The sequence below is a fragment of the Cupriavidus sp. 05T42 genome (genome assembly GCF_056396345.1).
Map to the genome: position 1 here is coordinate 422,380 of NZ_JBFTLH010000002.1, position 11,210 is coordinate 433,589.

The 11,210-nt window shown below is 62.6% G+C and carries 14 protein-coding genes; 9 read left to right on the forward strand and 5 right to left on the reverse strand.

Annotated features, from left to right (window positions below):
* Window positions 1-7 precede the first annotated feature (7 nt).
* Genes AC1EJR_RS04110 through AC1EJR_RS04120 form a run of 3 tightly spaced genes read left to right on the forward strand, consistent with a single transcriptional unit; the run spans window position 8 to window position 2,738 of the window.
* Window positions 8-1,273 carry a high-affinity branched-chain amino acid ABC transporter permease LivM gene (locus tag AC1EJR_RS04110; RefSeq protein ID WP_441590545.1) on the forward strand — a complete coding sequence of 422 codons (1,266 nt, stop codon included), beginning with the start codon at window positions 8-10 and terminating at the stop codon, window positions 1,271-1,273.
* The gene (gene livG, locus AC1EJR_RS04115) at window positions 1,270-2,037 is read left to right on the forward strand and encodes a high-affinity branched-chain amino acid ABC transporter ATP-binding protein LivG (protein ID WP_092290156.1); all 768 of its coding nucleotides are present in this window, start codon (window positions 1,270-1,272) and stop codon (window positions 2,035-2,037) included. Before AC1EJR_RS04110 ends, livG begins: the two co-directional genes overlap by 4 nt.
* Entirely contained in the window at window positions 2,037-2,738 is a 702-nt protein-coding gene (locus tag AC1EJR_RS04120) for an ABC transporter ATP-binding protein (protein ID WP_092290155.1), read from the forward strand. Before livG ends, AC1EJR_RS04120 begins: the two co-directional genes overlap by 1 nt.
* A gap of 106 nt (window positions 2,739-2,844) precedes the next feature.
* Here the strand turns inward: AC1EJR_RS04120 and AC1EJR_RS04125 are convergent, their stop codons facing one another.
* The 5 genes from AC1EJR_RS04125 to AC1EJR_RS04145 are packed head-to-tail and all read right to left on the reverse strand — an operon-like array spanning window position 2,845 to window position 5,174.
* Entirely contained in the window at window positions 2,845-3,243 is a 399-nt protein-coding gene (locus AC1EJR_RS04125; RefSeq protein WP_143093841.1) for a hypothetical protein, read from the reverse strand.
* A gap of 27 nt (window positions 3,244-3,270) precedes the next feature.
* A complete protein-coding gene (locus tag AC1EJR_RS04130; RefSeq protein WP_255370662.1) occupies window positions 3,271-3,648 on the reverse strand; it encodes a hypothetical protein in 378 nt (125 codons plus the stop codon).
* Window positions 3,642-4,070, reverse strand: coding sequence for a hypothetical protein (locus tag AC1EJR_RS04135; RefSeq protein ID WP_143093840.1), 429 nt, complete (start codon window positions 4,068-4,070; stop codon window positions 3,642-3,644). The genes AC1EJR_RS04130 and AC1EJR_RS04135 overlap by 7 nt, the downstream gene beginning before the upstream one ends.
* Window positions 4,064-4,678 carry a peptidoglycan recognition protein family protein gene (locus AC1EJR_RS04140; RefSeq protein WP_092290153.1) on the reverse strand — a complete coding sequence of 205 codons (615 nt, stop codon included), beginning with the start codon at window positions 4,676-4,678 and terminating at the stop codon, window positions 4,064-4,066. The genes AC1EJR_RS04135 and AC1EJR_RS04140 overlap by 7 nt, the downstream gene beginning before the upstream one ends.
* Before the next feature lie 13 nt (window positions 4,679-4,691).
* A complete protein-coding gene (locus AC1EJR_RS04145; protein ID WP_454757198.1) occupies window positions 4,692-5,174 on the reverse strand; it encodes an Hcp family type VI secretion system effector in 483 nt (160 codons plus the stop codon).
* A gap of 363 nt (window positions 5,175-5,537) precedes the next feature.
* Here AC1EJR_RS04145 and leuC point away from each other — a divergent pair, with 363 nt between their 5' ends.
* From leuC to AC1EJR_RS04175, 6 genes are all read left to right on the forward strand, one after another.
* A complete protein-coding gene (gene leuC / locus AC1EJR_RS04150; RefSeq protein WP_092290149.1) occupies window positions 5,538-6,947 on the forward strand; it encodes a 3-isopropylmalate dehydratase large subunit in 1,410 nt (469 codons plus the stop codon).
* Window positions 6,948-6,994: 47 nt separating this feature from the next.
* On the forward strand, window positions 6,995-7,126 hold the full coding sequence (locus AC1EJR_RS04155; RefSeq protein ID WP_092290135.1) for an entericidin A/B family lipoprotein: 132 nt from the start codon (window positions 6,995-6,997) through the stop codon (window positions 7,124-7,126).
* Between the two features lie 10 nt (window positions 7,127-7,136).
* On the forward strand, window positions 7,137-7,787 hold the full coding sequence (leuD, locus tag AC1EJR_RS04160) for a 3-isopropylmalate dehydratase small subunit (RefSeq protein WP_441590542.1): 651 nt from the start codon (window positions 7,137-7,139) through the stop codon (window positions 7,785-7,787).
* A 33-nt stretch (window positions 7,788-7,820) separates the two neighbouring features.
* The gene (gene leuB / locus AC1EJR_RS04165) at window positions 7,821-8,888 is read left to right on the forward strand and encodes a 3-isopropylmalate dehydrogenase (protein ID WP_092290132.1); all 1,068 of its coding nucleotides are present in this window, start codon (window positions 7,821-7,823) and stop codon (window positions 8,886-8,888) included.
* Window positions 8,889-9,176: 288 nt separating this feature from the next.
* A complete protein-coding gene (gene asd, locus AC1EJR_RS04170) occupies window positions 9,177-10,313 on the forward strand; it encodes an aspartate-semialdehyde dehydrogenase (protein WP_092290130.1) in 1,137 nt (378 codons plus the stop codon).
* A gap of 294 nt (window positions 10,314-10,607) precedes the next feature.
* Window positions 10,608-11,210, forward strand: a 603-nt coding sequence (locus tag AC1EJR_RS04175; RefSeq protein WP_477146876.1) for a type IV pilus assembly protein FimV, incomplete at its 3' end; no start/stop codon positions are given.

The following is an 11,210-nucleotide window of genomic DNA, read 5'->3' on the forward strand; positions in this document are numbered from 1 at the left end:
GGGCGCCATGACACAAGCGATGTATCAAAAATCCGTCTCGCATTCCGTCGCGCAGACGATGAAAAACGCGGTGACGGCGGCCGTGATGACGGCCATCCTCACCATTCCCGTGCTGGGCCTGCAACTGAAGCTGGACGGCTACAAGGTGGTGCTGGAGCCACACTGGCGGCCGGTCTGGATCGCCGTGGCGGCCGTTTTCGTCTTTCAGCTGCTCAAGCCGCTGCTCACGCGGGCCCGTAGCGCCGTGAAGCTGCCCGCCGCGCCGGCGATGGGCGCGCAGCAGCAGCGCGTGGTGATCTGGGTGCTGCTGGCGGTGGGGCTGGTCTGGCCGTTCTTTGGCTCGCGCGGCGCGGTGGACGTGGCCACGCTTGCCCTGATCTACGTGATCCTGGGCCTGGGCCTGAACATCGTGGTGGGCTTCGCTGGCCTGCTCGACCTGGGCTACGTGGGCTTCTACGCGGTGGGCGGCTATACGTATGCGCTGCTCAACCAGTATTTCGGGTTCACGTTCTGGGAGTGCCTGCCGATTGCTGCGGGCATGTCGGCGCTGTTCGGCTTCGTGCTCGGCTTCCCCGTGCTGCGGCTGCGCGGCGACTACCTGGCCATCGTCACGCTCGGCTTCGGTGAAATCATCCGCCTGCTCTTGAACAATCTGACCAGCCTGACTGGCGGCCCGGACGGCGTCTCGGGCATTCCGAAGCCGACCGTGTTCGGCATCGAGATGGCGCGTAGCGCGAGCGTGGAAGGCACGCGCACGTTCCACGAAATGATCGGGCTCGACTACACCGGACAGCACATGGTGATCTTCCTGTACCTGCTGGCGCTGCTGCTGGTCGGTTTCACCCTGTTCGTGACGAGCCGCCTGATCCGCATGCCGATGGGCCGCGCCTGGGAGGCGCTGCGCGACGACGAGATCGCCTGCCGCTCGCTGGGCCTGAATCCCACGCGCATCAAGCTGTCGGCATTCACGCTGGGCGCCTCGTTCGCGGGGCTGGCCGGCGCGTTCTTCGCGGCGCGCCAGGGGCTGGTCAATCCGGAATCGTTCACGTTTATCGAATCGGCGTTGATCCTGGCCGTGGTGGTGCTGGGCGGCATGGGCTCGCAGCTGGGCGTGATCCTGGCAGCCATCCTGCTGACCGTGCTGCCCGAGGTGGCGCGCGATTTTGCCGAATACCGCATGCTGATTTTCGGCCTGGTGATGGTGCTGATGATGATGTGGCGTCCGCAGGGCTTGCTGCCCGCGAGCCGTCCCCACGTGGAGTTGCCGCAATGAGCGCGGAAATGCTGAAAGTATCCGGCCTGCAGATGCGCTTTGGCGGGCTGCTGGCCGTGGACGGCATCGATTTCGATGTGCGTCGCGACGAGGTCTTCGCCATCATCGGCCCGAACGGCGCCGGCAAGACCACGGTGTTCAACTGCGTGGGCGGCTTCTACAAGCCCACCGGCGGCGAAGTCACGCTGGACGGCCAGGCCATCGCCGGCCTGCCGAGCCACCAGGTGGCGCGGCGCGGGCTGGTGCGCACGTTTCAGAATATTCGCCTGTTCAAGTCGCTGACCGTGGTGGAGAACCTGCTCGTGGCGCAGCACCTGCAGGTCAAGGCCGGCCTGCTGCGCGGGCTGTTCGCCACGCCGGCCTACCGCCGCGCCGAGCGCGAGGCGCTGGAGCGCGCCGCCGTCTGGCTCGAACGCATGGGCCTGACCTCGGTGGCCAATCGCGAGGCGGGCACGCTGTCCTATGGACACCAGCGCCGGCTCGAGATCGCGCGCTGCATGATCACCAAGCCGCGCCTGCTGATGTTGGACGAACCGGCGGCGGGCCTGAATCCGCAGGAAAAGATCGAACTGCAACAATTGATCGACAAATTGCGCCACGAATTCAACATTTCGGTGCTGCTGATCGAGCATGACATGAGCCTCGTCATGGGCGTGTCCGACCGCATCCTCGTGATGGAGCACGGCAAGCCGATCGTCATCGGCAAGCCGGACGAAGTGCGCAACGACCCGCGCGTGATCAAGGCCTACCTGGGAGAGGACTGATGCTGAAGCTGGAACAGGTCCATACCCACTATGGCGCCGTGGAAGCGCTGAGCGGCGTATCGATCGAAGTGAACAAGGGCGAAATCGTCACGCTGATCGGTAGCAACGGCGCAGGCAAGACCACGCTGATGATGACCGTGTGCGGCTCGCCGCGCGCCTCGAGCGGCCGCGTGTCGTTCGAGGGGCAGGACATCACGCAGCGCAATACCCACGAGATCATGCGCATGGGCATGGCGATCTCGCCGGAGGGGCGGCGAGTGTTCCCGAGCCTGACCGTGCTGGAAAACCTGAAGATGGGCGCGTTCTTCGCCAGCCGGCACGACATCGAGGCCGGCATCGAGCACGTTTTCAAGCTTTTTCCGAGGCTGAACCAGCGCTCGGGCCAGCGTGCGGGCACGATGTCCGGCGGCGAACAGCAAATGCTGGCGATCGGCCGTGCCCTGATGAGCCGCCCCCGTCTGCTGCTGTTGGACGAGCCAACGCTGGGCCTCGCCCCGCTGATCATCGCCCAGATCTTCGACATCATCCGCACCATCCGTGATGAAGGCGTCACAGTGTTCCTGGTCGAGCAGAACGCCAACAAGGCCCTGCAGGTGGCCGACCGGGGCTACGTGCTGGAGACCGGGAAGGTGGTGCTGGCAGATACCGGGGAGAATTTGCTGGCGAATGACCGGATACGGGCGGCGTATTTGGGTGGGTGAGGGGGAGGGTAGGTGGCGGAGCCTTGGGTAAAAAAGCACCGCCACTCGCCTGCGATGGCTAACCGCAGGACCTTAACTACGCTTTGGATTCCGTGGCGTCTTGTTCCTAGCACTCTCCTTCGGAACTAAGGCCGTAGCCGCAAGCCAACGGATCGCCCCATTTATTGTGCTTGTAAAGTAAATATACAGAGTCGCCTCTATTCCAATACAAGGTGGCGGTTCCACTTGAGCGCAGTCGGAATTCGCCAAAACTGTTATCGCTGAATTTCACTACGCCCGTCGCGTAGCAGGGCGAATAGCGTTCCGTGGTAATAACGTAGCCTTCCACGGGATAGGCTTTCGAGAAGTATCGTTTTACCTGTGCCACCGTTGGTTGGAATATCTTGCAGCGCTCGGTCATGTCCACGTCGTCCGGCTCGGCATTTTGCCCGGTCTCGGTGATGATGACTTTCTTGACGGTTCTGGCGTCACTCGTTGCGGGTAGCGCAAGGAGGAGAGTCACCAAGATAACTGCTGTAGGAGCACTTACCATCTAGCGGCGCCTGAGGAGTCGGCTCAGAAACGAGCGTTTCTTTTCTTGCGTGGTTTTTCCAAGCGTCCTGAGGTACTCCTCCGACTCCCTGGCATCCTGATCGACATCTAGGTCAGAGAAAGAATCGAAGACGAAAACGATCGCCTCTCGCCATTCGGGACTGGCCTGCCAGTCGTCTAGGTAGCGGTCCTGCTGTCTTGAAGTCAGGGGTGTCCAGAATGGCCTCCACACCCGATCGAACCAAGGTTCGGAAATTCCTTGTTGAACGTGTGCCGCCAGTTCATCTGGCTTGATGTTAGGGAAGATGATCCAGGGCGGTTCTGGAGCGTCGGGATGGTGCGCTACTAGATTGGTGCCTAAGCCTTCCATCATCAGCATTCGGGTTCGTCGCTCAAACCATATGCACATGCGAACGGGTCATGCCATTTGTTGCGTTTGTAGAGCAGATCGACCGTATTGCCTCCTAACCAGAATAATGTGGCGGTCCCTCCTGAGTAGAGCCGGAATCTGCCTGAAGTGTTGTCGCTGAACGATACTTCACCCACTGCAAAGCATGGGGAATAACGCTCGTGCGTCAGAATGCGGCTCTCTATCGGATAGGCCTTGGAGAAATACCGTTTCACTTGGCTGACTGTTGGCTTGAAGGTCTTACAGTTTTCCGTGAGGCTGGCGTCGTCAGTGTGCGAGGTTAAACCCGTTTCCTTGATGACTACCTTTGTCACTGTTCTCTCTTGGGCCGTTACAGGTAACGCGTAAAGTGCGGCCATCATAGAGACACTGATCAGTCCGAGCTTTACCATTCTGCTGTGCTCGCCTCGGTTAAGTTCTTATATGAGACCTGAGGATGTCGATAAATCTCTCCGGTCGGAACTTTGAACGTTGCAACCAGTTCCGCGATGAGCCAGCGGAGAGACGCATTCTGCTGGGTTGTGACGTTCTCGTAGACCCTTGCGGTCTTGCTGTCGCTGGCTGGATCGATCGGCATGGATTTCCCCACGATTTCGATACCGATGGAGTCGTCGCTGGAAGGGTAGCGCTCGGGCCAAGGCTTCTTGTGTTCGTGTATCGATAGCTTTGTATATTGAAGTTGAATTGCAGTGGTCAGCTTCAATTCAGCAGGCGAGCATTTGTGCGTAACAATGCAGCGTGACTGTAGCTTTCCCACGTGTCTGGTAATTTTCTTCAGCGAAGCTGTTTGATATATCGTCCCGTCCTTGTCGATCAGGAAATGGGCGCCGAGCGCGCCTTTCGCTCGATAGCTGCTGAATGTACTTTCAGTTGTAGAGCCATCTGTCTGGTGAACGATAATCCCATTTACCCTGTCCATCGGCCCCCGTTCAATGTTCGGGAAGATCTTGACCTTGACGCGTTCAGCGTCGACTCGACCATTCTTGTCGATAAAGAACATATGTGTTTCCCAGTCAGATTGATTTGTTTACCTTCACGTCATAACCCATGCTGACCGTCCCGGCGCTACCGCCCGACGCGTTCTGCACGACGTATTCCTGCTTCACTCGCGAGAATGAAAGGCTGACTTCTTCCCGGGGCGCGCGCATATTGATGTTGTGAGCCGGTTTCACCTGCGTGATCAGGACGTCCTCCATCGTGATCCTAAGAAACTCAAGCGGCTTGCCACCCGCCTTGCGCATCGTCAGCACTGCGCTGCCGATATGTTTCCCGGTCAGGCAGTACTGAATCAGATTGGGCGTGGCGCGGTCGACATAGTGTTCGAACGTCAGGTCCTCAACGGTCGCCTTGCCTGCGCCGCCGCCCCTTCCTGCGTGCATGTTCGATGGCTGCTTCACCGACCATTCCCACGTCAGAACCTCAATCTCCTTCGAATGGCTGGCGTCCGTCGCTTCGCCCTCGATTCCTGTCAGCTTCAAGAAAATGTCCTGCGCCATCAGATGCTCCCGTCGTTGGTTGAGAAACAACTCAGGGAGCCTATCGATCGGCAAAGAAGTGATCTATAGAACTAGTTCGAAAGGCGCCGCCGCCCCGGACTTGCCGCCACCCACCCCTTTTCGCCAACCGCGAAATCCCCCTTTCGCCAATGACTACCGGGCGGTTGGCAGCGTCTGACCGCTTGGGCGGGCCCCCGCGTGGCATAATCGATTGCGATGTCAAGCAATCACCGGCCACGCCGGAGGCGCGGCACAATAGCGGCGCCGACCCGCGAAGGCATCCGGTAAATAACAATCCCCTGCAAACCACTGCGCGGACCTGCGCCGTTCCTGCCCGGACGGACGGTTCGCCCCCCCTGCATCATGGCCAAGACGCTCTACGACAAACTCTGGGATGACCACACCGTCCACGTCGAGGAAGACGGCACGACGCTGCTCTACATCGATCGCCACCTGCTGCACGAAGTGACCAGCCCGCAGGCGTTCGAGGGGCTGAAGCTGGCGGAGCGTCCGGTGTGGCGCATCAGCGCGAACCTGGCCGTGTCCGACCACAACGTCCCGACCACGGACCGTACGGAAGGCATCACCGACCCCGTCTCGAAGCTCCAGGTCGATACGCTCGACGCCAACTGCGACGCCTTCGGCATCACCCAGTTCAAGATGAACGATCACCGCCAGGGCATCGTCCACGTGATCGGGCCGGAGCAGGGCGCCACGCTGCCGGGCATGACGGTGGTCTGCGGCGATTCGCACACCAGCACGCACGGCGCGTTCGGCGCGCTGGCGCACGGCATCGGCACGTCCGAGGTGGAGCACGTGCTGGCCACGCAGACGCTGCTGGGCAAGAAGGCCAAGAACATGCTGATCCGCGTGGAAGGCAAGCTGCCGCGCGGCTGCACCGCCAAGGACATCGTGCTGGCCATCATCGGCAAGATCGGCACGGCTGGCGGTACGGGCTACACCATGGAATTCGCCGGGTCCGCCATCCGCGACCTGACGATGGAAGGCCGCATGACCGTCTGCAACATGGCGATCGAAGCTGGCGCGCGCGCCGGCATGGTGGCCGTGGATGACGTGACGCTGGAATACGTGAAGGGTCGTCCGTACGCGCCGCAGGGCGTGGAATGGGACCAGGCCGTGGCCTATTGGCGCACGCTGCATTCGGACGCAGGCGCCCACTTCGACAAGGTGGTTGAACTGCGCGGCGAGGACATCCGTCCGCAGGTCACCTGGGGCACGTCGCCCGAGATGGTGGTCAGCATCGAGGACCGCGTACCCGATCCCGAGAAGGAAAAAGACCCGAACCGCCGCAACGCCATGGAGCGCGCGCTCGAGTACATGAACCTGCAGCCGAACGTGCCGATGGAGTCGATCCAGATCGACAAGGTGTTCATCGGCTCCTGCACCAACAGCCGCATCGAGGACATGCGCGCCGCCGCCTGGGTGGTGCAGAAGCTGGGCCGCAAGGTAGCCGGCAACGTGAAGCTGGCGATGGTGGTGCCGGGCTCGGGCCTGGTGAAGGCGCAAGCCGAGCGCGAAGGGCTGGACAAGGTCTTCAAGGCCGCCGGCTTCGAATGGCGCGAGCCGGGCTGCTCGATGTGCCTGGCGATGAACGCCGACCGGCTGGAGCCGGGCGAGCGCTGCGCTTCCACCTCGAACCGCAACTTCGAAGGCCGCCAGGGCGCCGGCGGCCGGACCCACCTGGTCAGCCCGGCGATGGCCGCCGCCGCTGCCATCGAGGGTCATTTCGTCGACATCCGAAAGCTGGGCTGAGGCGTTACGCAACGGCATCCGTACACGGCTAATCGAATAAGCAGAACATGAAAAAGATCGTGATCACGTTCCTGGCATGCCTGGGCATGCTGCAACTGGCTGGCTGCAACACGATGGCTGGCATCGGCAAGGACACGCAGGCCGCCGGGCGTTCCCTCGAGAACGCGGCGCGCAAGTAAGGACATACTCATGGACAAGTTCACCGTACACAGCGGCCTCGTGGCGCCGCTGGACCGCGAAAACGTCGACACCGACGCGATCATCCCGAAGCAGTTCCTGAAGTCGATCAAGCGCACGGGCTTCGGCCCGAACCTGTTCGACGAATGGCGCTACAAGGACGTCGGCCAGCCCGGCCAGGACAACAGCAAGCGCCCGCTGAACCCGGACTTCGTGCTGAACCAGCAGCGCTACCAGGGCGCGAGCATCCTGCTGGCACGCAACAACTTCGGCTGCGGCAGCTCGCGCGAGCACGCGCCGTGGGCGCTCACGCAATACGGCTTCCGCGCCGTCATCGCGCCGAGCTTCGCCGATATCTTCTTCAATAACTGCTACAAGAACGGCCTGCTGCCGGTGGCGCTGACCGACCTCCAGGTCGACCACCTGTTCAACGAGACCAACGCGTTCCCGGGCTACCAGCTGACCATCGACCTGGACAAGCAGGTGGTGCTCACGCCGGGCGGCAACAGCTACCCGTTCGACATCGCCCCGTTCCGCAAGTACTGCATGCTGAACGGCTTTGACGACGTGGCGCTGACGCTGCGCCACAAGGACAAGATCAAGGCGTACGAAGCCGAGCGCCTGACGAAGATGCCCTGGCTGGGCAATCGCCTGGTCGGCTGACCGCGCAAGACACACTCCAATACAGGAAGACAGATGAAGATTGCAGTCCTGCCGGGTGACGGCATTGGTCCCGAGATCGTTGCCGAAGCTGTCAAGGTGCTCAACGCCCTCGACGAGAAATTCGAACTGGAAACGGCGCCGGTCGGCGGCGCCGGCTACGAGGCCGAAGGCCATCCGCTGCCCGAGAACACGCTGAAGCTGGCCAAGGAGGCCGATGCCATCCTGTTCGGCGCCGTGGGCGACTGGAAGTACGACAGCCTGGAGCGCCCGCTGCGCCCGGAGCAGGCCATCCTGGGCCTGCGCAAGCACCTGCAGCTGTTCGCGAACTTCCGCCCGGCGATCTGCTACCCGGAGCTGACCGGCGCCTCGAGCCTGAAGCCCGAACTGGTGGCCGGCCTGGACATCCTGATCGTGCGTGAGCTGAACGGCGACATCTACTTCGGTCAGCCGCGCGGCATGCGCGAGGCCCCGGACGGCCTGTTCAAGGGCGCCCGCGAAGCCTTCGACACGATGCGCTACAGCGAGCCCGAGATCCGCCGCATCGCCCACGTGGCGTTCCAGGCCGCAGCCAAGCGTGGCAAGAAGCTGTGCAGCGTGGACAAGGCCAACGTGCTGGAGACGTTCCAGTTCTGGAAGGACATCGTGATCGATGTCAGCAAGGAATATCCGGACGTCGAGCTGTCGCACATGTACGTCGACAACGCGGCCATGCAGCTGGTCAAGGCGCCGAAGAGCTTCGATGTGATCGTTACCGGCAATATGTTCGGCGACATCCTGTCCGACGAGGCCGCGATGCTGACCGGTTCCATCGGCATGCTGCCGTCGGCGTCGCTCGATGCCAACAACAAGGGTCTGTACGAGCCGTCGCACGGCTCGGCGCCGGACATCGCCGGCAAGGGCGTGGCCAATCCGCTGGCCACCATCCTCTCCGCCGCGATGATGCTGCGCTACTCGCTGAACAAGGCCGACCAGGCCGACCGCATCGAGAACGCCGTCAAGAAGGTGCTGGCCCAGGGCTACCGCACCGGCGACATCCTCACGCCGGGCTGCAAGCAAGTCGGCACGCGGGAGATGGGCGAAGCCGTGCTGGCTGCGCTGTAATCGGCCGTTTTTTGCCAGTTCGTGCCAAAAACGGGGCCTTCGGGCCCCGTTGGCGCAAGAAAATCGTGTAGACTCCGCGAATGGTCCGAATTCCCCAGTTCCTCGCTACTGCCATCGCTGCCGTCATCACGGCCGGCGTGGGTTCGCGCGACCATACCGCGACGATTAAAACCATTACTACCAAAACGATCCCCTAAGATCGTTCGTCGTGCCTGCCCGTCTTCCCCGCGCAGCGTACGCCGGGCGAGGAAAATGGCGGGGAAGTACTCATCACATCCGAGGTAAGTCATGATTGTAGGTCTCGTCGGTTGGCGAGGAATGGTCGGCAGCGTCCTGATGCAACGCATGCAGGAAGAGCGCGATTTCGACCATATCGAGCCCGTTTTCTTCAGCACGTCCAACGCCGGCGGCAAGGCCCCGGCCATGGCGAAGAACGAAACCACGCTGAAAGATGCCAACGACATCGACGCACTGAAGCAGTGCGACGTGGTGCTCACCGCCCAGGGCGGCGACTACACCAGCGATGTCTTCCCGCGCCTGCGCGCGGCCGGCTGGAACGGCTACTGGATTGATGCGGCGTCTTCGCTGCGCATGAAGGACGACGCGATCATCGTGCTCGACCCCGTCAACAATGACGTGATCAAGGATGCACTTTCGAAGGGCGTCAAGAACTTCATCGGCGGCAACTGCACGGTCAGCTGCATGCTGATGGGCCTCGGCGGCCTGTTCGAGAACGACCTGATCGAGTGGATGACCTCCATGACCTACCAGGCGGCCTCGGGCGGCGGCGCGCAGCATATGCGCGAGCTGCTGACGCAGTTCGGCACCTTGAACGCCTCGGTCAAGCCGCTGCTGGACAACCCCGCCTCGGCCATCCTCGAGATCGACCGCACCATCCTGGCCACGCAGCACGGCCTGTCGGCGGACGAAACCAAGCAATTCGGCGTGCCGCTGGCCGGCAACCTGATTCCCTGGATCGACAAGGATCTGGGCAACGGCGTGTCGCGCGAAGAATGGAAGGGCGGCGCCGAGACCAACAAGATCCTGGGTCGCGGCGATGGCTTCCTGGGCGCGACCGGGGCCACCCCGATCGCCGTGGACGGCCTGTGCGTGCGGATTGGCGCCATGCGCTGCCACTCGCAGGCGCTGACCATCAAGCTGCGCAAGGATGTGCCGCTGGACGAGATCGAAGGCATGCTGGCCTCCCACAACCCGTGGGCCAAGGTGGTGCCGAACACGCGCGAAGCGAGCATGACCGACCTGACCCCGGCTGCCGTGACCGGCACGCTGAGCATTCCGGTGGGTCGCCTGCGCAAGATGCAGATGGGCGGCGAGTACCTCTCGGCCTTCACGGTGGGCGACCAACTGCTGTGGGGCGCCGCCGAGCCGCTGCGTCGTATGCTGCGCATTCTGATCGAGAAGTAAGCAGGTACTGAGTCTCCCCGGCATTCGTTGCGGGGAGGCAACAGAATCCGCCGCTTTCCTGCCAACGCCGCGCCCCAGCGCGGCGTTGTTACGTTCGGACCCCTATTTTTCCCAGGCTTGCGTCACAATACAGCCGGCATTCGCCTGGCCAAGGGGTCACCGTCGCGTCATTGCGGCGAAGGGGTGAGACAATCGGGCACGACGTTTTTTTCGTCCGCACCGGCCGTCCGCCCGCCTGCCAGGCATTTGGGTCGGGTTTATTTTTCGCTACTAGAAACATAAATGGAGCACGAGGTGAGTGTGAGCCTACATCGCCGGAAAGATGCGCCTACTGTCCGTCAGCGCTGGTCAACGCTGGCCGTCACGGCTCTCGGTTTGCTGCTGATGCAGCCCGCCGCGTACGCCGCGGGGTTCGGACAATTACGGGTACAGTCCAATCTGGGGCAACCGCTCCAGGCTGAAATCGATATCAGCGGCGTTTCGGCCGAGGAAGCGGACAGTCTCAACGTCAAGCTTGCCTCGCCGGCCGCCTATGCCAGGGCAGGGCTGACGTACCTGCCGGCCGTGTCCGGCGTGCGACTCCAGGTGGAGCAGCGCCCCAACGGCACCTATGTGGCAACCGTCCGTTCCAACCAGCCGATCAGCGAACCGTTCGTCGACATCCTCGTCGACATGAGCTGGTCGAGCGGCAAGGTGACGCGCGCCTACACGTTCCTGCTCGATCCAGCGGGCGCGAAGTCCAACCAGAGCTTCGCCCCGACCACGGTGGTGCAGGCGGCTACGCCCGATGCGTCCCCGGCCGAGGCCCCCGCGCAGGCGGCCAAGCCCGCCGCGCCGGTGCCGGCCGCCGCGTCGTCGGAGGCCGCTCGTCCGGCTCCGGCCCCGCGCCAGCCGCGC